The sequence below is a fragment of the Eikenella glucosivorans genome (assembly GCF_016025525.2).
In the GTDB taxonomy this organism is placed as follows: domain Bacteria; phylum Pseudomonadota; class Gammaproteobacteria; order Burkholderiales; family Neisseriaceae; genus Eikenella; species Eikenella glucosivorans.
Genome location: NZ_JACSGR010000005.1, coordinates 134,966 through 156,945 on the forward strand (window position 1 = coordinate 134,966; position 21,980 = coordinate 156,945).

Genomic DNA, 21,980 nt, shown 5'->3' on the forward strand with positions numbered 1-21,980 from the left:
AACCGCCCAGTTTGGCACACACTCTCCACTATGTCCGAAACCCTCTCCTCACGGCTGGATACCCTGCTCAAAGTCGAAACGCCGGAAGCCATTGATATTTATCTGCGCCCGGCCTCGGTGTTTGCCCGTTCGCGCGCCTGGTTTGTCGATTTCATCATCCGCATGGTTTGGTTTACGCTTTCCACTATGCTGCTTGCCTTTGTGTTCAGCTCGGCCTCCGGCAGAAATATCAGCGAGGGTGTCTTTTTCTTCCTATTGTTTGTAAACGGTTTCTTCACCGTGTGGCTGTATTTCGTGGTGTTTGAGGTGTGGTGGCACGGGCAGACCCCGGGCAAGAAAATCTTCGGCCTGCGCGTGGTCAACGACAACGGCACGCACATCACCTGGTCGGCCTCGCTGCTGCGCAACCTGTTGCGCGTGTTCGATGGCATGCCGATGTTTTACGGCGTGGGCCTGGTTACCAGCCTGTGCAACCCCTACGGCCGCCGCCTGGGGGATATTTTGGCTTCCACCGTGGTGGTGTATGCCGACAAAACCCGCGGCCAGGCGCAGCGCATGGATTTGGGCGGCGTGCAGGCCGTGACCCCGCCGGTGGCGCTCACCCGTGAAGAGCAACAGGCGATTTTGAGCTTTGTGGAACGCCGCCGCCATTTGAGCGCCGCGCGCACCGCCGAGCTAGCGCAAATGATGGCGGGCGCGATTTTCGGCCGTGATGAGGACGAACGCAGCGCCGAACGGCTGATTCTGGGCCTGGCCAAATACTACGCGGGCGAACAGAGGAGGGCGGCCGAATGAGGCAGTTGTTTTTCGAAGAGCAGCATCAGGCGTTCTGGCGCTCGTTCGAACAGGATCTGCAAAAGCTGGAAACGCGGCGCGGCAGTCTGCCTGCCAAGCAAATCAGCCTGTTTATGCAGGACTACCGCACCGTGTGCCACCACCTAGCGGTGGCCACCGACCGGCGCTATTCCGGCGGCCTCACCGATTATCTGCAATACTTGTGCGAGCGGGCGCATCAGATTCTGTATGTGGGGCAGCAGGTGTCGCTGTGGGTGCGCTTCCGTGATTTCGTGCGGCACGGCTTCCCGCAGCTGGTGCGGCGCGAGAAAAAATTGGTGTGGCTGGCGCACGCGCTGTTTTACCTGCCGTTTATCGTGGCTTTCCTGCTCACGGCTTTTGTGCCGGAGAGCGTGGAGAAAATCGCCGGCCTGAACCATGGCCCGGGGCTGGCCGATTCCTACCAGGAAATGATGGATCAATATGCCGACGGCACCAACCGCGAGGCCTGGCAAAACTTTGCCATGGCAGGCTTCTATATTTTCAACAACATCACCATCGCTTTTCAAAGTTTTGCCAGCGGCATCCTGTTCGGTTTGGGTACGGTGTACGTTACCGTGAGCAACGGTTGGGTGATCGGCGGAGCGATGGGCTATATGGTGCATAATCCGGCCGGCCCGGCTTTCTTCTCCTTTGTGGGCACACACGGCGCTTTCGAGCTCACCGGCATCGTGCTGGCGGCAGCTGGCGGCCTGCGTTTGGGTTTGGCGCTGCTCAATCCGCAGGGAATGTCGCGCCGTGATGCGCTGCGCATTCAGGGCAAACAGGCGGCGGGCTTGATGAACGGAGGCTTCCTGCTGTTGTTTATCGCCGCGTTTATTGAAGGCTTTTGGTCGCCGATTACCAGTATTCCGATGATTTTCAAATATATTGTTTCCGTGGCAATGTGGCTTTTGGTGTATGCCTATCTGCTGTATGCAGGCAGGAGGGCGGCATGAATATTTGGGAAACCCGCCTCAATTTCCGCCCGCGCAGCGGTTGGGAAGCGCTCGATTTGGGCGCGCGCCTGTTTCAGGAGCGGCCTTGGCTGTATATGGCGGTGTGGGCCACTTTATCTCTGCCGGTGTATGCCTTGATTTTGCTGCTGTGCTGGCGGCAGCCGCAATGGGCTGGCTTGCTGATTTGGTGGCTCAAGCCGCTGTTTGAGGCGCCGGTGTTGTGGCTGATGTCGCAGCAGGTGTTTGAGCCGCTGCCGACGTATCGGCAGTGTGTGCGGGCGGCTTTGGGGCAGATGTGGCGGCCGCGCCTGATTGGTGATTTGACTTGGCGGCGTTTCAGTTTCCGCCGCAGCTTGGTGCTGCCTGTAACGCTGTTGGAGCGGTTATCGGGTAAGGCGCACCAGCGCCGTTGCAACGAGCTTTCGCGCCAGAGCGGCGGCGGGGCGGTGTGGCTCACCTTTTTCGGTATCCATCTGGAGATGATTTTGAGCCTCGGCCTGCTCAGCCTGCTGTTTTGGCTGTGGACGGGCGACCCTTCGCAAAACATCGTGGGCAATCCCTTCGGTGGGATACGTTCTTCGCAGGCACTGGAACAGATCGGTATGCTGGTTGGTGCGGGGGAAGGGCGACTGTTTGAGTATTTGACAAATGTGCTGTATATGCTGCTGCTGTGTTTCTGGGGGCCTTTGTATGTGGCCTGCGGCTTCACGCTGTATCTGAATGCGCGCACCCGTGCCGAAGGCTGGGATATCCGCTTGGCCGCGCGCAAAATCCAAGACCGCCTGCTGGGGCAGAGCAGCACGTTGTGGGCGCTGCTGCTGGCCGTGTTTATCGGTTTCGGTTTTTCAGGTAGCCTGCATGCCGAGCCGCTGCCCAGCCGCAGCCAAGTGGAGCAGGTGCGGCAGGATACCTTGGAAAAACCGCCGTTCCGGCAGCTGAAAAACGACACCGAATATTGCTGGGGCAGCTGCAACAAGCAACAACAACAGCAACAGAACAGCCGCTCACCGCTACCGGATAACATTCCCACCCCGCCCCTGCCGTGGTTCAACGCACTGATGTATGCCCTCATCGGCCTCCTGCTGGCGCTGGTCTTGTGGCTGCTCTATCGCTGGTATCAGGCTAACGGCGGCTTCGGCCTGAACGAAGGCGAAGAAGTGCCGGAAACCCTGTTCGGCATGAAGATTACCCCCGAAAGCCTGCCTGGCGACGTGGCTGCCGCCGTGCTGGCCGAATACGAGCGTGACCCGCGCGCCGCCATGAGCCTGCTCTATCGCGGCAGCCTCTCGCAAATCAGCCGCCGCTACGGCCTGCCCCTGCGCAGCAGCGACACCGAAGGCCAAGTGCTCAAACGCGTGCGCCAGCGCCAGCCGCAGCTCTTGGATTATTGGCAGCCGCTCACCGACCAATGGGTTGCCCTGGCCTATGCCCACCGCCTGCCCGAGCGCGAAACCGTACACCGCCTGTGCCGCGAATACCGGCAAATGTTTGCCGGCAGCGGCAACTCGGAATTTTCAGGTAGCCTTTCCCGGGTAGGGGAGGGCGCGGCATGAAAAACAAAAAGACCCTGCTTATCGGCCTGCTGGCCGTGCTGCTGCTCGGCGGGATAATCGTGGCCGCGAACCTCGACAAGCGGCAGGCTCAAACCTGGCAGTCGCTCGATGCCCAACAGCAGATGCAGCGCGGCAGCCTCTACGCGCTGGAACGGCTGCTCACTAACGCCGGCATCGCCAACGTGGAAAACCGCCGCAGCATGTACGGCCTGAGCGGGCTGAAAGAATACGAATACGGCAACGGGCAGCTGATGATTGTTGCCGACAACAATCTGGAAAGCAGCGAAGACGCCGAACGCCTGCTCGGCTGGGTGGGGCGCGGCAACCACCTCGTGCTGGCCATGTTTCCCGATGCCGACGACAACCCGCTCCGTGCCGACGGCACGCCCGCCAAGCGTGGCGAAGACAAGCCGAATTTCCGCCAAACCCTGTTGCGCCGCCTGCAAATCGGCACCGCCAAGGCCCCCGAAATCAACACCGAAACCCTGCCCAAGCTGCCTGCTTGCGTAAAAGCCGCCGAACGCGTCCGGCAGGCGCAACAGCAAATCGGCACCGCTGAGCCGCTGCAAGTGAGCGAACGCTGCAATGCCGGACTCAGCAGCGTGCGGCTACCTGAAAACGCCACGCTCAACATCGCCGGCAGCTATTATCAAAACGGCACCGTATGGGTACCGCAGCAGGGCAAGGGTAAAGAGCCCGGCGCCGCCGTATTGTTTCAAGGCAAAAACGCCTACGGCGTGCAAATCGTCCGCATGGCCTACGGCGACGGCAGCGTGCTGCTCACTTTTGATTCGGAATGGCTCGAAAACCCCGAACGCCCCGACTTTGCCGGCAACAGCCTAGCCCTCTTCGACCACGCCTACCTCGCCGTCTATCTGGCACAGGAAAAAGAACGCATCCTTTTGGTGAACCGCCTCTATCCGAACAGTATGGACGCTTCTTCGCCCATGCTCTGGCAGATGATCAAAGCCCAGCCGATATTGTGGGCGCTGGCTTTTGCCGCCGCGCTGGTGCTCTTGTGGCGCATCGTGGTGCGCGTGGGCGTGGTGCAGCAGCTGCCGCCCGCGCCGGAACGCTACCTGAAACAGCACCTGCTCGCCCAAGGCCAGTTCCTCACCCGCCACCTGAGCCGCCGCGCCATCCTGAACGATATGCAGCGCCGCCTGCTCGAAGCCCTGCAACAGCGCCATCCTGCCTGGAAGCAGATGGGCAGCCGCAAGCAGCTCGAATTCCTCAGCGCGCAAACTAAGCTGCCGCCTTCCGTAGTCGAACCGTGGCTCAAACCGCTGCCGGACAGCATCAACCTGGTGCAGTGGTTGCAGATGCTCTCTTCGCACCAGCGGATCATGCGCAAGATCAACCGCTCGTGGTATTGAGCGGCAGCCAAAGGCTACCTGAAAAATATGCCTGCCGGATTTTCAGGTAGCCTCAAGCCAGACACAGGCTACCTGAAATCCCAATCCCGATTAACCAACAAACCCACACAACCCAAAGGATGATTCGATGACGGACATCAATTTCTCCCAGCCCAGCCAGCATACCGCCAATCCCGCCATGCAGCAGGGCGTGCGCGCCATTCAGATGCTGCGCGCGCGGCTCAACGAAGTGCTCATCGGCCAGCAGCAGGTGGTGGACGAGGTGCTCACCGTATTCCTCGCCGGCGGTCACGTGTTGCTCGAAGGCGTGCCCGGCACCGGCAAAACCCTACTTGTGCGCTCCTTGGCACAAACTTTCGCCGGCGAGTTCCGCCGCATCCAGTTCACGCCCGACCTGATGCCCTCCGACGTTACCGGCCACTACCGCTACGATGCGCATAACAGCCGCTTCGAGCTGCGCCAAGGCCCGGTGTTCACCCACCTGCTGCTCGCCGACGAGATCAACCGCGCCCCGGCCAAAACCCAGTCCGCCCTGCTCGAAGTGATGCAGGAGCACAGCGTCACGCTCGACGGCCACACCCACCACCTGCCCAGCCCCTTCATGGTGCTGGCCACGCAAAACCCGATCGAGCAGGAAGGCACTTATCCGCTGCCCGAGGCCCAGCTCGACCGCTTTATGTTCAAAGTGATGATCGGTTATCCCGCCCCCGCCGACGAAGCGCGCATGGTGAGCGCTGTCATCAACAGCAGCAACAACGACCTGCTCAGCGGCAGCCAGCCATCCCACGTGTTCCAGCCGCAGCAGATCGAGCAGCTGAAAAAGCTGGTGGCGCAGGTGGGCGTGGACCCGCAGATTATTGATTACACCGTGCGCCTGGTGGCCGCCACCCGCGATTGGCCGGCGTTGTCGGTGGGTGCCGGGCCGCGCGCCGGCATTGCGCTCATCAGCTGCGCCCGCGCCTATGCGCTCTTAGCCGGACGCGATTTCGTTACCCCCGACGACATCAAGGCCATCTGGCTGCCCGCCATGCGCCACCGCGTGCGCCTCTCCACTCAGATGGAAATGGAAGGCGTGCAGGTGGAGCAGGTGTTAAACGAATTGGCCGCCTCCGTGCCTGCGCCGCGCTTGTAAGGCTTGCCCATGAGACCGTCCAGACTGCTGGTGCTGCTGTTTGCCGCCCTGCTTGCCGTGTGCGTTGCCGGCTGGTTGGCCGGCTACCTGAATGAGGGCGTTGGCGGCATCGTTCAATATGTTGCCGGCGGCCTGGCTTTGCTGCTGGCGCTCGGTGCTCTGCTGGATGCCCTGTGGCAGCGCCATCCGCCTGTGCCGCAGTGGGAACGCAGCCTGCCGCACCAGTTTATCCAAGGCCGGCCGCACAGCGTGGAAATCACGCTCATGCCGCCTGGGCAAGGCCTGTGGCGCCGCCCGCAAACCATGCTGGTGGCCGACCTCTTCCCGCACAACTGGCACACCGATACGCCGCACCTGCTCATCGACACGCTGCCCGGCCGCCTCTCCACCATCCGCTACCAAATCACCCCCCGCCTGCGCGGCCGCGCCGAATTTGCCGGCATCGAATACTGGCTGCCCAGCCCCTTCGGCCTGTGGCAGCGGCGGCACAGGCACGCGTTGGCCGACAAAGTGGATGTGCTGCCCGATTTCAGCCGCATCCTCGGCGCCGACCTCATCGGCCTGCAACGCTGGCTCAACCTGGTGGGCGTGAAAAAGCTGCCGCGCTTGGGCCTTGGCCAGGATTTCCATCAATTGCGCGACTACCAAGACGGCGACGATATCCGCAACATCGATTGGAAAGCCACCTCGCGCATGAGCCGCCCCATCGTACGCACCTACCAAGACGAGCAAGACCAACAGCTCATCTTCCTGCTCGACTGCGGCCGCAACATGCGCCTGCAAATGGAAGGGAAAAGCCACTTCGACCACGCCCTGCAAGCCATGCTGCTGCTCTCCTACACCGCGCTCAAACACGGCGATGCCGTCGGCCTGCTCACCTTCGCTCAGCCCGAAGCCCGTTTCGTGCCGCCGCACAAAGGCATGGAGCAGCTCGGCCGCCTGGTGCAGGGCGTGTTCGATATCGAGCCCTCGCAGCAGGCTGCCGATTTTGAAAGCGCCGTCAACCTTTTGCTGCAAAAGCAAAAGCGCCGCGCCCTCGTAGTCGTGCTCTCCCACTTGAACCATGAAGACAGCCGCCACCTGCTGCAACACATCCAACGCCTGCGCAAACACCACATGGTTTTGTTCGGCGGCCTGCGCCCCCTCGCCCCCGAAGAAGTGCGCCAACAGCCCGTGCGCAACGAAGAGGACGCCCAAGCCTACCTCGGCGCCCTGCAATACGAAAGCCATGTGGCCGAAGCCATCCGCCATTTCGATGCCGCCCGCATCAATGCCGTCAACGTACTGCCCAACCAGCTGAGCACCGAGCTCATCAACCGCTACCTCCAACTCAAACGCCGCCAAGCCTGGTAGGGAGCGGCACAGGCTACCTGAAACCGACAAAATTGTTTAACTCCGGAATTTTTCAGGTAGCCAATATCAAACAGCATCTGCGCCATTCATGCGCTGTGTTGTGCCGCTTCATGCCGGGGCAGTCGCGCGGAGTGAGGGGAGTTTGCGCAGCAAACCCGTGCCAGCGCCGGCATGAATGATGCAGGCTACCTGAAATTTGTTATTTGCCAGAACCCCCCCCCTTGCTCCCGCGACAGGGGGCAGGAAGAGGGCAGCAAACCAAAACTTTGCTTCTGCTCAAAGGCTACCTGAAATCCGCCAATCGCCCAAACCCAGAAATTTTCAGGTAGCCTCAAGCGGATAGAGGTTGCCTGCCAATCCGCCACACCGGTTTCAGCCAAATACACCCCTTGCCACAACCCCCGCCTCCAGTCCACAATAAGCCCCTTTCTCATTACCCCATCAACGGATCACATAACCATGACCCCACACCAACCCTTCGGCCCCACCGACGACGTACGCATCCGCAGCATCAGCGAGCTGCTCCCCCCCATCGCCCACCTCTACGAACTCCCCGTGAGCCAAGAAGCCGCCGAGCTGGTGGAAAACACCCGCCGCCAAATCGCCGAACTCGTGCACGGCCGCGATAACCGCCTGCTCGTCATCATCGGCCCCTGTTCCATCCACGACCCCAAAGCCGCCCTCGAATATGCCCGCCGCCTGCTCCCCCTGCGCCAGAAGCACGAGAAAGAGCTGCTCATCGTGATGCGCGTTTATTTTGAAAAACCCCGCACCACCGTCGGCTGGAAAGGCCTCATCAACGACCCCCACCTCGACGGCACCTTCGACATCAACTTCGGCCTGCGCCAAGCCCGCCGCCTGCTGCTCGAACTCAACCAGCTCGGCATGCCCGCCTCCACCGAATTCCTCGACATGATCACCCCCCAGTATTATGCCGACCTCATTTCCTGGGGCGCCATCGGCGCGCGCACCACCGAAAGCCAGGTGCACCGCGAGCTCGCCAGCGGCCTCTCCTGTCCGGTCGGTTTCAAAAACGGTACCGACGGCAACCTCAAAATCGCCATCGACGCCATCGGCGCCGCCTCCCACCCGCACCACTTCCTCTCCGTTACCAAAGCCGGCCACTCCGCCATCGTCCACACCGCCGGCAACCCCGACTGCCACGTTATCCTGCGCGGCGGCAAAGAGCCCAACTACAGCAGCGAACACGTAAAAGCCGCCGCCGCCCAGCTTGCCAAAGCCGGCGTTACACCCAGGCTGATGGTCGATTTCAGCCACGCCAACAGCCGCAAAGACTACACCCGCCAGATGGAAGTGGCCCGCGACGTGGCCGCCCAGCTGAAAAACGGCGAGCAAAACATCATGGGCATCATGGTGGAAAGCCACCTTGTGGAAGGCCGCCAAGACAAGCCCGAAACCTACGGCCAAAGCATCACCGACGCCTGCATCGGCTGGGACACCACCGAAGAGCTGCTCACTCTGATGGCCGAAGCCAACCGCAGCAGGGTGTGAACGAGGCTACCTGAAAGCGCAGCTTCAACGAAGTTAGAAACGATGAATATTTACAAACCCCTGCAAACTGTTAAAATCCACGCTCCTTCAACAACGTCTATTTAACAACAGGGCAAAAATAAAAATCAGGCAAACGATTCGGCTTTCCTGCCACCGTTTGCCTCATTTTCACACACCGCCCGATGGAGAACACTCATGCAAGATTTCCGCAGTAACCCAAACGAAGACTTCCGCCAAGCCTACACCGCTACCGCATTGGAACACGATGCTGATGAAATGGAAGTGGAGCTGGCTTCCCCTTGGCAACGGATGGGCGCCAGAATTATGGATGGTTTGCCCTTTGCCGGTATCGGTATCCTGGCCGCTATTTTATTGCCCATAATGGGCGGTAGCGGCGGCGGGGCAGCAATGGCCTTAATCATCGTTGCCCTTTTGGCCATTCTCGGCTTATTGATTTACAACTTGGTCATCATGACACGCGACGGCCAAAGTATTGGCAAGAAAATCATCGGCATCCGCGTGATTACCGAAGACGGTGACAACCCCGGTTTCGTAAAATATGTGCTCGTGCGCGAATTCGCCTACAATATGATCTTCACCATCATCGGCCTATTCAGCGAAGCATTGGGCAACCTGTTGGCATTCGTTGCGGCTATCGTCTGCATCGTCATGCTCTTCAGAGAAAGCAGCAACCGCCAAACTTTGCAAGACCTTCTGGCTAAAACCTTGGTGATTAAAAACTAAGCCTGTTGCACAAGGCTAAGGTTGAAGGCTACCTGAAATCACCGATTTATCGCGGCCAGATTTTCAGGTAGCCTTCCCTATAATCCAGCCCGCCAAGGAAACCCATGCAAGACTTCCGCCAAGCCTACCGCACCCCCGAATCCCTCACCGAGCCGCCAGCCGACGGCCGTTTGCGGGAAGTCGAGCTGGCCAAACCCTGGCAGCGCCTGCTCGCCGGCGCCATCGACCGCATTTTGCCCCTGCTGTTTGTCGCGCTCAGCATGACGATTGCCGCCAACCCCCGCTATGTGCGCGCCAATCTGCCCTGGCTGTACAACTCCGCGCTCGTTCTCGGCGGCCTCACCGTGCTGCTTCTGCTCTGCCAGGCCGTCATCATGAGCCTCGGCGGGCAGAGCATCGGCCAGAAAATCCTCCGCATCCGCCTGATCACCGACACCGGCGCCAATCCCGGCTTTGTGAAATACGTGCTCGTGCGCGAACTCTTGTTCTTCATCATCCTGCTCACCGCCTGCACCTTCATCAACCAGTTCGGCCGCCCCGTCGGCAGCATCGTTTATTACGTCGTGCAGCTGGCCTACCTCGTCATGCTCTGCCGCAAAAGCCGCAACTACCAAACCCCGCAGGATATGCTGCTGCAAACCTTGGTGGTGAAAGCCTAGTGCCGCTTGAAAGCGGCCGATTCAACGAAGCTGGAACGGGTGCAGCGGGTTTCTGCACAGTGAAACGTAAACCGGCCTTGCCGCGCAGGCAAACCAAACTTTTTCAGGTAGCCTCCCTTGGCGGATGAGGCTACCTGAAAAATCATGCCGGATTTGAGAAACGTGCCAAATGAGAGGGCAAGCCCGCCCGCACAGAAAAGCGGATGTGCAAACCCCAAACACAAAATGGCAGGGCGGCGATAGCCCGCCGCTATCCCCGCCGAAATTGTCAATTTTCCGCCTCGGCAGTATCATTACCCACTTTTCCCACCGCCATCCCGCAAAAGACAGCCATGAGCGCCGAACTGATTCAAGACTACCTGCAAACCCAAGGCCTGAAACTGCCGCCCGAAGCCGTGCAAATCGCCATGCTCGCCGCCGGCAGCGTGATGGCTGCCGGCCGGGCAGAGATCGAGCCTGAGGTTTTGTGGTATCGCGGCGAAGGCGGCACCCTGTCCGAACACCTGCCGCGCACCGAATCCAACCACGCCCTGCTGCGCCAAATCTTTATGGCGCTCGATTCCGCCTACAGTGCCAACCCCTACCGCAGCGCCGGCGTGTATCTGCTGTCCGCGCCCGACCGGCTCGTCCAGCTCACCGCGCAAGGCGAGCCGCTGGAAAAACTGTTGGCCGTGGGGCAGGATTTGGAGGCCGTGCAAATTGCCCACCTCGCCGCCCGCAGTGCGCAAACCGGCTGGCTGAACCAGATCGACGACGTTGCCCAATGGCTGGCCAACGGCGACCTTGCCGGCAGCCGCCACCGCCCCGGCAGCCAGCTCGCCGTACCCGTGTATGCCGAAAGCGGCCGCGTGCTTGGCGTGGTTTATCTGGAGCACAGCAGCCCCGCCGCCTTCAACGACACAGCCCTAAGCCTTTGGATCGGCCTCGCCCTGGCACTGGCCGAACCGCTCGCCGCCCTGTTGCAGGAAGAAGGCGGCAGCAAAGAAAACTGAAGATTGCCTGAAACCAAAACAACCCTCCGCACACACCACATAAAGCACATCATGACCCCGCTCAAATACATCGCCTCCTGCCGCCTGCCCACCGAATACGGCATCTTCACCATGCACGGCTTCGAACAGCCCAACGGTCAAGAACACACCGCGCTGAGCATGGGCGACATTGCCGACGGCGCGCCCGTGCTCTCCCGCATCCACTCCGAATGCCTCACCGGCGATGCCCTGTTTTCTCGAAAATGCGACTGCGGCCCCCAGCTGCAAGCCGCCATGCAGGCTGTGCAACGCGAAGGCCGCGGCCTCATCGTCTATCTGCGCCAGGAAGGGCGCGGCATCGGCCTCATCAACAAAATCCGCGCCTACGCCCTGCAAGACCAAGGCCTCGACACCGTAGAAGCCAACCTCGCCCTCGGCCTGCCCATCGATGCCCGCGATTTCACCCTCGCTAAAGCCATCTACGACCACCTCGGCGTAAAATCCATCCGCCTGCTCACAAACAATCCAAACAAAATCAGCATTATGGAGCAAAGCGGCATCCATATCGTCGAACGCGTGCCCCTGCAAGTCGGCCAAAACAGCGAAAACACCGGCTACCTGAAAACCAAAGCCGCCAAGCTCGGTCATTTAATCGACAACTGATTTTCAGCCAACCCACCCGCCCGCAGGGCAGGGTACACGATACCCGCCGCTTGGCCGCCATCATTTTTCAGGTAGCCTCCAGTCCGCGCCAAAAGGCTACCTGAAAATACCAGCCACTTAAAAATCATCCGCTTATTAAAGAGAGCAGGGCGGCACAAACGCCCACGCTTCTCACAACCCAACCCTATATTCACCCACCCAAAGGCACCCAAATGACCCCGTTCCGCATCGGGCAAGGCTACGACGTCCACCAGCTCACCCCCGGCCGCCCCCTCATCCTCGGCGGCGTACGTATCCCCTTCGAAAAAGGCCTGCTCGGCCACTCCGATGCCGACGCCCTGCTGCATGCCGTCACCGACGCCCTGCTCGGCGCCGCCGCCCTCGGCGACATCGGCACCCACTTCCCCGACACCGCCGCCGAACACAAAGACGCCGATAGCCGCGCCCTCCTGCGCCAAGCCTACGCCGCCGTGCAAGCCCAAGGCTGGCGCGCCGTCAATGTGGACAGCACCATCATCGCCCAGCAGCCCAAACTACGCCCCTATATTCAAGCCATGCGTGCCAACCTCGCCGCCGACCTCGGGCTACCTGAAAACCACATCAACATCAAAGCCAAAACCAACGAAAAACTCGGCTACCTCGGCCGCATGGAAGGCATCGAAGCACAAGCCGTCGTGTTGCTGGAAAAGGCTGGCTGAAAACAGAAATTAACAACTATTCCCCAACCGCCTGCCGGATTTTCAGGTAGCCCACCGCCTGAGGAAGCAAGTGATCATGAAATTCACCAACCTCCACCAAAATTTCATCCTCCTCTCCACGCATACCCTCAAGCAACATCTTGAAAACCGCGCCTTCTGGCCCGCCTTTATCGCCGAACTCACCCCTTTCGCCAGCAAAATCAAAGGCACCCCTCGCATCACCGCCAGCCAGTTCGACAATGGCAAAGAGCTCAAACTCGGCCGTTTGTCATGGAGCGAAGAAAGCTTGCAAAAACTTGCCGACAACTGCTACCGCAGCCCCAATCCGGATACATTCTATTTCAGCTTCCTGCAAGCTTTTTTCCCCAGTCCCGTTTCCTGCACCAAGCAAAACACCACCCCCGGGCTCAGCCTGATATGGCAACACAGCTATGGCAGCCCACACAGTGGCCTGCTGCTCAGCTTCCGCCAAGATTATTTCGATGCGGTTGGCACAGCCGCCGTGCAGGCATCGCTTAACCGCCTCACCGCGCTGCTGCAAGCCGGTTTGCGCCTGCAAAAACAAACGCAATACGCTTATCCCAGCAAAGAAGGCTTTCCCGGCGCATGGCAAGACTGCGTCATGGATTTATTTCCCGCTAATGCCACCGAACCCACCAAAAGCGGTTGGAAGATCAACGAAGATTTTGCCGGCTGGGCAAGGTTCTAAATCCCATCCCCAAAGCAAAAGGGCAGGGCGCCAGCTTACCTAAATTCCCGCCCCATAGTAGAATAAGGCTACCTGAAACCCAGCCCGGCCACCTATCTGCTACAGGAGAACCCCATGTCCACCCAAGATCAACTCAAACGCACCGCCGCCCAAAAAGCCCTCGAATTCGTGCCCGAAAACGCCTACATCGGCATCGGCACCGGCAGCACCGTAAACTTCTTCATCGAAGAGCTGGCCGAGAGCGGCATCCGCATCAAGGGTGCCGTCTCCACCTCCCAAGCCACCAGCAAACTGTTGAAACAATACGGTATTCCAGAAGTGGCGCTCAACGAGGTGGACGAACTGCCCGTGTACATCGACGGCGCCGACGAAGTCAACCACAGCCTGCAAATGATCAAAGGCGGCGGCGGCGCGCTGTTGGCCGAAAAAATCGTCGCCAGCGCCGCCGACAAATTCGTCTGCATCGTAGACGAAAGCAAATACGTCGGCCGCCTCGGCAAATTCCCCCTGCCCATCGAAATCATCCCCGCCGCCCGCTCCCTCGTATCACGCAAACTGCTCAAATTCGGCGGCACCCCTCAACTGCGCATCGGCTTCACCACCGACAGCGGCCACAAAATCGTTGATGTGCACGATATGCCCATCAACGAGCCGCTCAAGCTCGAAGAAGAAATCAACCGCATCCCCGGCGTGGTGGAAAACGGCCTTTTTGCCAACAATCCCGCGCATGTACTGATCATCGGCCGTCCAACCGGCGCTGAAGTGATCAAAATCGGCAGCTGATTGCCCGGCATATCCCGCCAAACAGCAGGCTACCTGAAAACCGGGGCAGGGCGGCGCACCACCCGTCGCCGCCCCGCTTCCGAGCAAGAAAATAGGCATAGGGTAGGGCGCATGCCCATACCACTATGCCGCTTCCATTCCGTAAAACCCTTTTTCAGGTAGCCTCAAACAGCCAAAAGGCTGGAAGCTTGGCAAAATATCATTCATTCGGTTATAAAAGGATTTGGCCAAAGCATCAGGCTACCTGAAAACGATGTTTCCGAAGGAAGCAGAGTTTCTGCCGAAGCTAAAACCCCAAGCCCGAACGCATCACCCAACGCATCAACAGAAAGCCCACATGAACAAACTGCAAGACCGAGTTATCCTCATCACCGGCGCTTCCCAAGGCATCGGCGCCGAAGCCGCCCGCGCCTGCGCCGAAGCCGGCGCCACCGTCGTGTTGGTGGCCAGGCATCAGAAAAAACTGGAAAAAATCTACGACGCCATCGTCTCAGCCGGCTGCCCCGAGCCCTTTGCCGTCGTGTTCGACCTGCTCGCCGCCGAAGAAAAAGAATACGAACGCCTCGCCCAAGCCGTGGCCGAAGCCACCGGCGGCCGCCTCAACGGTATCATCCACAGCGCCGCCTATTTCTACGCCTTATCCCCGCTCGAATTCCAAACCGTGGCCGAATGGGTAAACCAATACCGCATCAACACCGTCGCCCCCATGGCACTCACCCGCGCCTGCCTGCCCATGCTGCAAGCCGCACCCGATGCCTCCGTTGCCTTCATCGGCGAAAGCCACGGCGAAACCCCGCAGGCCTACTGGGGCGGCTTCGGCGCCTCCAAAGCCGCATTAAATTACCTCTGCAAAGTCGCCGCCGACGAATGGGCGCGTTTCCCCAATCTGCGCGCCAACGTGCTTGTGCCCGGCGCCGTCAACTCCCCCCAGCGCATGAAAACCCACCCCGGCGAATCCCGCAACGACCGCAAGGAACCCAGCGAGCTCGCCCCCGATTTCGTCTATTGGATGAGCGAAGACAGCAAAGGACGCAGCGGCGAAATCGTGTATCTGTAAGCACACCTGCCGATAGCCGGCACCACTCGTTTTCAGGTAGCCTCAAACGCACGGCAGGCTACCTGAAAATTTTTGCCTCTGATCTTCTAAACGGCTACCTAAAAACCCTTTCAGGCAGCCTTTTTGCCTACTGCGCATCCGCTCACTCTTACGCATCCGCGCACCAAACGGCATAATATCAGCAACTTGTTTCACAATGTGCTGATATTATTATGTTTACCGCTTCGCAATGGCTGGATTTGTACAAGTTTCACGCCTGTATCTATTCGGACTACCAATTAGCCAAGAGCTGGCACATACCGGCGACCTACATCAGCCAATACCGGCGAAACCGTTTGCGCCTGCCGCTGGCTTCAGTACTGGATATTGCGGAGGCGGTAGGAGTCGAACCCTTGGAAATCATTGCCTGTTTGGAATATCCCAGGGCACGGGAGAAACACCGGGAGCGGATCAGGCGGGCATACTTTGACGCGCTGCTTAAAACCATCGTGCCGAGGATGTCGGCACAATACCGGGGAGGATTCGTGCGGCTTAAACGTTAGTTCGTATAATGTATATTATGTAAAATTATATGTTAGGCAGCTATAAAATAGAAAAGCCGTCAAACGAGAAAACTAGTTTGACGGCTTTTGCTTTGTGGCAGATTAAATACTGGCTTGAAAATGTACCGCTGCCCTGTTTTTGCTGGATTATTCCAAGCCGAGTTTTTCCAGCGCGAAATCGATGTCTTTGTCGCCGCGACCGGAGAGGTTGACCAGTAGACGTTTATTACTGTCGAGCTCGGAGGCACGGCGTAAGGCGTAGGCCACGGCGTGGGCGGATTCGAACGCGGGGATGATGCCTTCTTCGCGCGACAAAGTGAGGAAGGCGGCGAGGCATTCGTCGTCGGTGGCAGTTTCGTAGCGGCCGCGGCCGATGTCTTTCAGATAGCAGTGCTGCGGGCCTACACCGGGATAATCGAGGCCGGAGGCGATGGAATGCACGGCGGCGGGCGTGCCGTCTTCATTTTGCAGGTAGTAGCAGTTGAAGCCTTGGATATTGCCGAATTTGCCTTTGCTCATGGTGGCGGCGTGGCGGCCGGGTTTGTCGAGGCCTTCGCCGGCAGGTTCGACGCCGACCAAGGCGACTTGTTGGTCGTCGATAAAGGCGTTGAACAGGCCGATGGCGTTGGAGCCGCCGCCCACGCAGGCGATGACTTCATCCGGCAAACCGCCCTGCTCCCGCTGGAATTGTTCGCGCGCTTCATGGCCAACGATGCTTTGGAAATAGGCCACCATTTCGGGATACGGCGCGGGGCCGACCACGGAGCCGATGGCAAATATGCTGCTGTCGATTTGCTCGAGATAAGCAGCGAAGGCGCTGTCTACGGCTTCTTTGAGCGTGCCGGCGCCGGCGGATACGGGTACGAGTTTGGCGCCGAGGATTTTCATGCGCGATACGTTGGGGTGCTCTTTGGCGATGTCGACTACGCCCATGTGGATTTCGCACTCGAGTCCGAGTAAGGCGGCGGCGGTGGCGAGCGCTACGCCGTGCTGGCCGGCGCCGGTTTCGGCGATAACTTTTTTCTTGCCGAGCTTTTTGGCCAGCAAGACTTCGCCGATGCAGTGGTTGATTTTGTGGGCGCCGGTGTGGTTGAGGTCTTCGCGTTTGAGGAAGATTTGGGCGCCGCGCCGGGAGAGTGTGCGGGCGTGGTAGATGGGGCTGGGGCGGCCGACGTAGGTGGCTTGCAGGCGTTTCATTTCGCGGATGAAATCGGCATCTCGGATGATGCTGTGGAAGCCGGCTTCGAGTTCGGCAAGGGCTTGCGCGAGGGCGGGATGGCCGATGCGGCCGCCGTGTTGGCCGAAGTTGCCTTGGCCGTCGGGGAGGACGAGGGGGTTGAGGTGCTCTTGGGGCATGGTTTTCTCCTTTTTGGGTTGGATGGGATGGTTTCAGGTAGCCTTAATCTTGAACTATCTGAAAATAGTGGTTATTTGTTTTTCAGGTAGCCTTTCAGTACGGCATGAGGCTACCTGAAAAACGGATTGGCTTCCAGCCGGCTGTTCAAATGGCTTCGGTGCGGGTGAGCAGCATGGCGTCGCCGTAGCTGAAGAAGCGGTATTGCTGTTCGATGGCGTGGCGGTAGGCGGCGCGGATGTGTTCGATGCCGGAAAAGGCGCTCACAAGCATCAGCAGGGTGGATTTGGGCAGGTGGAAGTTGGTGATCAGGCCGTCGGCTACCTGAAAACGGTAGCCGGGGGTGATGAAGATGTCGGTGTCGCCGGCGCCGGCTTGCAGGCAGCCGCTTTGGGCGGCGGCTTCGAGGCTGCGCATGGAGGTGGTGCCGACTGCCCACACGCGTTTGCCGCGCGCTTTGGTTTCTGCTATGGCTTCAACAGTTTGGGCGGGAATGTTGTACCATTCTTTGTGCATTTTGTGTTCGGCGATGTTTTCGCTGCGCACGGGCTGGAAAGTGCCGGCGCCGACGTGGAGGGTAACTTCGGCGCGGCGGATGCCTTTTTCTTGCAATGCGGCGAGCAGCTCGGGGGTGAAATGCAGGCCGGCGGTGGGGGCGGCTACGGCGCCTTGGTGTTTGGCGTAGACGGTTTGGTAGCGTTCGTCGTCGTCGGTGTTGGCGTCGCGTTCGATATAGGGTGGCAGGGGCAGGCGGCCGGTTTGTTCAAGGATTTGATACACATTGAGGCTACCTGAAAATTGCAGGCGGAAAAGTTCGCCTTGGCGCTCTTGCATGTGGGCTTGGATGCCACCGTTAAACTGCAAAATGCTGCCGGGCTTGGGCGATTTGGAGGAGCGGATGTGCGCTAGGGCGGTGTGTTCGCCTTCCACGCGCTCAATCAGGGCTTCGATGCGCCCGCCGCTGGCTTTATGCCCGAACAGGCGGGCTTTCATGACTTTGGTGTTGTTGAACACGAGCAGGTCGCCGGTTCCGAGCAGCCCGGGCAGCTCGCTAAACTGCCTGTCTTGCAGGGGATGGCCGGGGCGGGCGTCGAGCAGGCGGCTGCTGCCGCGCGTGGCGGGCGGCTGTTGGGCGATGAGGTGTTCGGGCAGGTGGAAATCGAAATCGGCAAGCTGCATGGTGCGCTCGGGCGGGAAGGGAAAGGGTGGCATTATATAACCATTCGGCATACCGTATCCGCATTTAAAACGGCTAAAGGCTACCTGAAAAACCGTTTTGCTTTTCAGGTAGCCTCCACCTATCGCACCGCCCTGCCCGACCGTTCTGCAAAAATCGGCTAAAATCCTTGCCAGACAGGCTTAAAGCGGCTACCTTTCGGCTGGTTTGGTTCCCCGTGCGCGACGTTTTGATGATTAAACTGCTCTACTCCGGCAAATTTTGGCTGAAAACGATGTGTTTCGGCCTGCTTGTGCCGCTGTTGTTGTGGCTGGGCGCGCATTTCGGGCTGAAACACCTGTTTAGCGAGGCGCACATCCGCCAAACCGCCAATACCGTGCTGGCCGGCAGCGGCAGGCAGTTTGCATTCGACGGTGGGCAAATCGAGCGCGGCTGGTTCCCCTATCCTTACGTGGTGCTGCACCAAGTGGGCCTCACCCGGCCGCAAAACCAAGGGCCGGCGCTGAATGCCGAAACCGTGCGCCTTTCCTTCGGCTGGTCAGCCTTATGGGGCGACACCGACATCCGCAGCCTGAGCCTGAACGGTGCCACCGTATTTGTGCAGCGACTGGACGGCGGGCGCTGGGAAGTGGCCGGCTTCACTTCCGGCGAGGCCGGCAACCACACCCTGCCCCAGCGCATCGAACTCGACAACAGCAACCTGCGCATCCAATACGGCGAACAAAAACAATCCCTGCGCCAAGTATCCGGTTTCATCGACCGCGGCGACGGCAATTTCGACCTTGCTGCCAGCCTGTTTGCCCCGCAGGAATACCGCCTGCAGGCCGCAGGCAGCTACGACGGCAGTCACATCGAGCAGCTCCAAGCCAGCCTCGCCGGTTTCCTGCCCGGAGGCCAATCCTTCACCGCCTCCTGGCAAGGCAACGCCGACTACGCCGCCGAACAAAGCCGCCTCAACACCAAAGAAGGCCGGCTCAACATGCAGATTCCCGGCTGGGCGCTCAATATAGAAGGTAACACACGCAATTGGCAGCTTTCCCCCACCGGCGCCGTCCTACCCGAAACCCACATCGTTTTCACCACCGAGCAGCCCGAATCCGGCCAAGACGCTCCCGCCCTGCTCCATTCCGGCAGCGGCAGCATCAACAAAGCCTCCTACCAAAACCGTACCCTCGAAATCGGCGGCTTCCAAATCAGCGGCACCTTTGAGCAAAACGGCGCCAACAGCAGCTACAGCGCCAACGGCCGCCTCAAAGCCGAGCCCGGCAGCTTCCAAGCCGACAACCTCTTTCTCAACACCCGCCACACCGCCGCCCCCAACAGCATGCCCTCATGGGTCGGGCAATGGAGCGGCAGCATCTCCGGCAAAGCCGGCAGCTGGCAGGCACAGCTGCAAGGCAGCCTCGACAACAACGAAGGCTACCTGAAAATATCAGGCCGCCCCGGCGAACAAGGCTACAGCATCGACGCCGAAGCCAAACTCGCCAAACTCGCCCTCGGCGAATACCTCCCCGGCAGCAGCGACGGCGCCGAGAACTCCGACCCCCTGTGGCTGCGCTACTGGCCGCAAGCCCTGCGCGACCGCCAAATCAAGCTCGCCCTCGACATCGGCAGCCTCGAAGGCTCCGGCCTGCAAATCCAAAACTTCCATTCCACCCTCCGGCTCGACGCCGACCAACTGCGCGCCGACGACATCCGCATGCAGCTCTACGACGGCCAAGCCACCGGCAGCGCCGTCCTCCATGCCGGCAACCGCCCCAAATGGCAGGCCATCCTCAACTTTAACAACATCCAAATCAAACCCCTCCTGCAAGACGCCTTCCGCTTCAACCACCTCAGCGGTCACGGCAATGCCGCCTTCCAAATCAGTGCAGAAGGCCTCAAACGCAGCGAATGGCACACCACCCTCGCCGGCGAAGGGCGCATCATGCTCGACAACGGTGCCTGGCAAGGGATCAACCTCGCCAAGCTCCTCAACCAACCCGCTCCCCTCCACGCCCAGAGCCTCATCCGCTACAACGCCGAAAGCAGCACCCCCTTCCGCCACTTCAGCATCGAAGCCCGCGTAGAAAACGGCATCGGTACCACCCCCCGCCTCAGCCTGCAAAGCGACAGCCTCAACCTCAGCGGCCAAGGCAGCTTCGACATCCGCAACAACTCCCTCAACTACGCCGTCCTCGCCAGCGCCGGCCGCAACCTCTGGCTTCCCCTCAAAATCAACGGCAGCATCAGCCGCCCCAGCTTCGCCCTCGACTACCAGCGCATCACCAGCAACCTGCAAACCCCCGAGCAAAAACAGCGTGCCCTGCAAGACGTGTTGCAACAGCAATGGCAATGGATACAGAACCTGCCCGAAAACACCCAACCATGACCCCCGCCCTTATCTGGCAAAGTATCCCCACCGAGCAGGAACTTGCCGCCGCCCTCCCCCCGCATCCCCAAGCCGCCTGCGTTTTCCTCAGCGATGATTTTTCAGGTAGCCTCAATCAGCCCGGCAAAGGCTACCTGAAAACCTGCGCCGCCCCCGCCGCCAACTTCATCCCCGCGCACACCAACCCGCTGCAACGCGACCTCTACCTGCTGCCCACCGCCGCCGCCGGAGCATTGCAGCAATACGGCTTCGGCGCATTGCTCTGGCAAAACCGCCCGCCCGTGCCGCAGCAGCCGAGCCCGGCCAAACCCTGGCAAATCGCCCCGCCGCCCCTGCCGATCGGGCGCGTGCTGATTATCGGCGGCGGCATAGCCGGTGCCGCCACCGCCCACGCCCTCGCCCGCCGCGGCATCGAAAGCCTGATCCTCGAACAAGAAGCGCAGCCCGCCCGCGCCGGCTCCGGCAACCGCCAAGGCCTGCTCTACGCCAAAATCTCCGCCCACCCCACCCTGCAAACCCGCCTCCTGCTCGGCAGCTACGGCTACAGCCGCCGCCTGCTCGAACACGCCCTGCCAAACAGCCCCGATTGGCAGGCCTGCGGCGTATTGCACCTCAACCACAATCAAAGCGAAACCCGTCGCAACCGCCAGCTGGCGGAGCAAAGCGCCAACCGCCATCTGTATCGCGCCGCCGATGCCGCAGAAGCCGCCGCGCTGGCCGGCATCCCGCTGGGCGGGCAAAGCGGCCTGTTCTGGCCGCAAGGCGCGTGGCTGAACCCGCCCGCCTTCGCCGCCGCCCTGCTTAATAACCCATATATCCGCCTGCTCACCCGCCACCGCCTCACCGGACTGCAGCGCCGCGGCAGCGAATGGTTGCTCAGCGCCGATACCCCGCAAGGCAGGCAAACATTTTCAGGTAGCCACATCATATTCTGCTGCGGCGCCGAGCAATTGACCGATATTTTGCCCGAAGCCCTGCCGCTGCAATTCATCCGTGGCCAAACCAGCCTGGCCGACGCCTCGCCCTTCAGCCGCCGCCTGAGTTGCGCCCTGAGTGCCGACGGCTACATTTCGCCCGAATACCTCGGCCAGCACTGCTTCGGCGCCAGCTTCGTGCCCAATAGTTCCAGCAGTGTGCTCCTCCCCGCGGAAGACAACGCCAACCGAGCCAAGCTGGCGCAACTCTCGCCTGAACTGGCCACCGCCCTGCCGCACTATCATTCCGGCCACGCCGCCGTGCGCGCCGATTGCTACGACCACCTGCCCGCCGTTGGCGCGTTGGGTGATTGGGCAGCCATGCGTCTGCAATACGCCAAACTGGCGCATGACAAAAACTACCGCCTGCCCGCGCAGCCCTGCCCCCATCTGCCCGGCCTGTTTGTGAACAGCGGGCACGGCAGCCGCGGCCTCGCCACCGCGCCCTTGTGCGGCGAACTCGTTGCCGCACAAATGCTCGGGCAGCCGCTGCCTGCCGAGCCGGAAGTGGCCGCCGCGCTCGCGCCCAACCGCCTGCTGATCCGCCAAATCATCCACCGCCAAACCGTTTCTTAATCCA

The 21,980-nt window shown here is 60.4% G+C and carries 20 protein-coding genes; 18 read left to right on the plus strand and 2 right to left on the minus strand.

Annotated elements, in window-relative coordinates; all coding sequences use genetic code 11:
• Positions 1–30 precede the first annotated feature (30 nt).
• The 16 genes from H9Q10_RS07515 to H9Q10_RS07590 all read left to right on the plus strand — a co-directional run bounded on the left by H9Q10_RS07515 (position 31) and on the right by H9Q10_RS07590 (position 15,524).
• Entirely contained in the window at positions 31–795 is a 765-nt protein-coding gene (locus tag H9Q10_RS07515; protein ID WP_197903342.1) for an RDD family protein, read from the plus strand.
• Positions 792–1,772 (plus strand): stage II sporulation protein M, encoded by a 981-nt coding sequence (locus tag H9Q10_RS07520; RefSeq protein WP_197903343.1) that lies wholly within the window; start codon positions 792–794, stop codon positions 1,770–1,772. Before H9Q10_RS07515 ends, H9Q10_RS07520 begins: the two co-directional genes overlap by 4 nt.
• Positions 1,769–3,325 carry a DUF4129 domain-containing protein gene (locus H9Q10_RS07525; RefSeq protein ID WP_197903344.1) on the plus strand — a complete coding sequence of 519 codons (1,557 nt, stop codon included), beginning with the start codon at positions 1,769–1,771 and terminating at the stop codon, positions 3,323–3,325. Before H9Q10_RS07520 ends, H9Q10_RS07525 begins: the two co-directional genes overlap by 4 nt.
• Entirely contained in the window at positions 3,322–4,701 is a 1,380-nt protein-coding gene (locus tag H9Q10_RS07530; RefSeq protein ID WP_197903345.1) for a DUF4350 domain-containing protein, read from the plus strand. The genes H9Q10_RS07525 and H9Q10_RS07530 overlap by 4 nt, the downstream gene beginning before the upstream one ends.
• Positions 4,702–4,828: 127 nt before the next feature.
• Positions 4,829–5,833, plus strand: coding sequence for an AAA family ATPase (locus H9Q10_RS07535; protein ID WP_197903346.1), 1,005 nt, complete (start codon positions 4,829–4,831; stop codon positions 5,831–5,833).
• 9 nt (positions 5,834–5,842) lie between these two features.
• Complete coding sequence (locus H9Q10_RS07540) at positions 5,843–7,186, plus strand: DUF58 domain-containing protein (protein WP_197903347.1); 1,344 nt, start codon at positions 5,843–5,845, stop codon at positions 7,184–7,186.
• Between the two features lie 459 nt (positions 7,187–7,645).
• Entirely contained in the window at positions 7,646–8,698 is a 1,053-nt protein-coding gene (gene aroG / locus H9Q10_RS07545) for a 3-deoxy-7-phosphoheptulonate synthase AroG (RefSeq protein ID WP_197903348.1), read from the plus strand.
• A 195-nt stretch (positions 8,699–8,893) separates the two neighbouring features.
• Positions 8,894–9,442 carry an RDD family protein gene (locus tag H9Q10_RS07550; RefSeq protein WP_197903349.1) on the plus strand — a complete coding sequence of 183 codons (549 nt, stop codon included), beginning with the start codon at positions 8,894–8,896 and terminating at the stop codon, positions 9,440–9,442.
• Between the two features lie 104 nt (positions 9,443–9,546).
• Entirely contained in the window at positions 9,547–10,101 is a 555-nt protein-coding gene (locus H9Q10_RS07555) for an RDD family protein (RefSeq protein ID WP_197903350.1), read from the plus strand.
• A gap of 332 nt (positions 10,102–10,433) precedes the next feature.
• The gene (locus H9Q10_RS07560; RefSeq protein ID WP_197903351.1) at positions 10,434–11,093 is read left to right on the plus strand and encodes a GAF domain-containing protein; all 660 of its coding nucleotides are present in this window, start codon (positions 10,434–10,436) and stop codon (positions 11,091–11,093) included.
• A gap of 51 nt (positions 11,094–11,144) precedes the next feature.
• Positions 11,145–11,735 (plus strand): GTP cyclohydrolase II, encoded by a 591-nt coding sequence (ribA, locus tag H9Q10_RS07565; protein ID WP_218042264.1) that lies wholly within the window; start codon positions 11,145–11,147, stop codon positions 11,733–11,735.
• Positions 11,736–11,947: 212 nt separating this feature from the next.
• Positions 11,948–12,433: a 2-C-methyl-D-erythritol 2,4-cyclodiphosphate synthase gene (ispF, locus tag H9Q10_RS07570; RefSeq protein ID WP_197903352.1), complete on the plus strand. Its 486-nt coding sequence runs from the start codon at positions 11,948–11,950 to the stop codon at positions 12,431–12,433.
• Between the two features lie 76 nt (positions 12,434–12,509).
• Positions 12,510–13,142, plus strand: coding sequence for a hypothetical protein (locus H9Q10_RS07575; RefSeq protein ID WP_197903353.1), 633 nt, complete (start codon positions 12,510–12,512; stop codon positions 13,140–13,142).
• Between the two features lie 114 nt (positions 13,143–13,256).
• Complete coding sequence (gene rpiA, locus H9Q10_RS07580; protein WP_197903354.1) at positions 13,257–13,925, plus strand: ribose-5-phosphate isomerase RpiA; 669 nt, start codon at positions 13,257–13,259, stop codon at positions 13,923–13,925.
• A 337-nt stretch (positions 13,926–14,262) separates the two neighbouring features.
• The gene (locus tag H9Q10_RS07585) at positions 14,263–14,982 is read left to right on the plus strand and encodes an SDR family oxidoreductase (RefSeq protein ID WP_197903355.1); all 720 of its coding nucleotides are present in this window, start codon (positions 14,263–14,265) and stop codon (positions 14,980–14,982) included.
• Positions 14,983–15,194: 212 nt separating this feature from the next.
• Positions 15,195–15,524, plus strand: coding sequence for a hypothetical protein (locus H9Q10_RS07590; protein WP_197903356.1), 330 nt, complete (start codon positions 15,195–15,197; stop codon positions 15,522–15,524).
• A 147-nt stretch (positions 15,525–15,671) separates the two neighbouring features.
• On the opposite strand, the gene trpB is transcribed toward H9Q10_RS07590, so the two are convergent.
• Both trpB and queA read right to left on the minus strand, forming a co-directional pair.
• Positions 15,672–16,880, minus strand: coding sequence for a tryptophan synthase subunit beta (gene trpB / locus H9Q10_RS07595; protein ID WP_197903357.1), 1,209 nt, complete (start codon positions 16,878–16,880; stop codon positions 15,672–15,674).
• Positions 16,881–17,025: 145 nt separating this feature from the next.
• Entirely contained in the window at positions 17,026–18,057 is a 1,032-nt protein-coding gene (gene queA, locus H9Q10_RS07600) for a tRNA preQ1(34) S-adenosylmethionine ribosyltransferase-isomerase QueA (RefSeq protein WP_197903458.1), read from the minus strand.
• Positions 18,058–18,287: 230 nt separating this feature from the next.
• On the opposite strand from queA, the gene H9Q10_RS07605 reads away from it, so the two are divergent.
• Positions 18,288–20,426: an AsmA family protein gene (locus H9Q10_RS07605; RefSeq protein WP_197903358.1), complete on the plus strand. Its 2,139-nt coding sequence runs from the start codon at positions 18,288–18,290 to the stop codon at positions 20,424–20,426.
• Positions 20,423–21,976, plus strand: a complete 1,554-nt coding sequence (gene mnmC1, locus H9Q10_RS07610) for an FAD-dependent 5-carboxymethylaminomethyl-2-thiouridine(34) oxidoreductase MnmC1 (RefSeq protein ID WP_197903359.1) — start codon at positions 20,423–20,425, stop codon at positions 21,974–21,976. The genes H9Q10_RS07605 and mnmC1 overlap by 4 nt, the downstream gene beginning before the upstream one ends.
• The last annotated feature ends 4 nt before the right edge of the window (positions 21,977–21,980 follow it).

Excerpts from the sequence above, each read along its gene's own strand:
- H9Q10_RS07515 (WP_197903342.1), top strand. The coding sequence starts at position 31 with ATGTCCGAAACCCTCTCCTCACGGCTGGATACCCTGCTCAAAGTCGAA.
- H9Q10_RS07520 (WP_197903343.1), top strand. The coding sequence starts at position 792 with ATGAGGCAGTTGTTTTTCGAAGAGCAGCATCAGGCGTTCTGGCGCTCG.
- H9Q10_RS07525 (WP_197903344.1), top strand. The coding sequence starts at position 1,769 with ATGAATATTTGGGAAACCCGCCTCAATTTCCGCCCGCGCAGCGGTTGG.
- H9Q10_RS07530 (WP_197903345.1), top strand. The coding sequence starts at position 3,322 with ATGAAAAACAAAAAGACCCTGCTTATCGGCCTGCTGGCCGTGCTGCTG.
- H9Q10_RS07535 (WP_197903346.1), top strand. The coding sequence starts at position 4,829 with ATGACGGACATCAATTTCTCCCAGCCCAGCCAGCATACCGCCAATCCC.
- H9Q10_RS07540 (WP_197903347.1), top strand. The coding sequence starts at position 5,843 with ATGAGACCGTCCAGACTGCTGGTGCTGCTGTTTGCCGCCCTGCTTGCC.
- aroG (WP_197903348.1), top strand. The coding sequence starts at position 7,646 with ATGACCCCACACCAACCCTTCGGCCCCACCGACGACGTACGCATCCGC.
- H9Q10_RS07550 (WP_197903349.1), top strand. The coding sequence starts at position 8,894 with ATGCAAGATTTCCGCAGTAACCCAAACGAAGACTTCCGCCAAGCCTAC.
- H9Q10_RS07555 (WP_197903350.1), top strand. The coding sequence starts at position 9,547 with ATGCAAGACTTCCGCCAAGCCTACCGCACCCCCGAATCCCTCACCGAG.
- H9Q10_RS07560 (WP_197903351.1), top strand. The coding sequence starts at position 10,434 with ATGAGCGCCGAACTGATTCAAGACTACCTGCAAACCCAAGGCCTGAAA.
- ribA (WP_218042264.1), top strand. The coding sequence starts at position 11,145 with ATGACCCCGCTCAAATACATCGCCTCCTGCCGCCTGCCCACCGAATAC.
- ispF (WP_197903352.1), top strand. The coding sequence starts at position 11,948 with ATGACCCCGTTCCGCATCGGGCAAGGCTACGACGTCCACCAGCTCACC.
- H9Q10_RS07575 (WP_197903353.1), top strand. The coding sequence starts at position 12,510 with ATGAAATTCACCAACCTCCACCAAAATTTCATCCTCCTCTCCACGCAT.
- rpiA (WP_197903354.1), top strand. The coding sequence starts at position 13,257 with ATGTCCACCCAAGATCAACTCAAACGCACCGCCGCCCAAAAAGCCCTC.
- H9Q10_RS07585 (WP_197903355.1), top strand. The coding sequence starts at position 14,263 with ATGAACAAACTGCAAGACCGAGTTATCCTCATCACCGGCGCTTCCCAA.
- H9Q10_RS07590 (WP_197903356.1), top strand. The coding sequence starts at position 15,195 with ATGTTTACCGCTTCGCAATGGCTGGATTTGTACAAGTTTCACGCCTGT.
- trpB (WP_197903357.1), bottom strand. The coding sequence starts at position 16,880 with ATGCCCCAAGAGCACCTCAACCCCCTCGTCCTCCCCGACGGCCAAGGC.
- queA (WP_197903458.1), bottom strand. The coding sequence starts at position 18,057 with ATGCAGCTTGCCGATTTCGATTTCCACCTGCCCGAACACCTCATCGCC.
- H9Q10_RS07605 (WP_197903358.1), top strand. The coding sequence starts at position 18,288 with ATGATTAAACTGCTCTACTCCGGCAAATTTTGGCTGAAAACGATGTGT.
- mnmC1 (WP_197903359.1), top strand. The coding sequence starts at position 20,423 with ATGACCCCCGCCCTTATCTGGCAAAGTATCCCCACCGAGCAGGAACTT.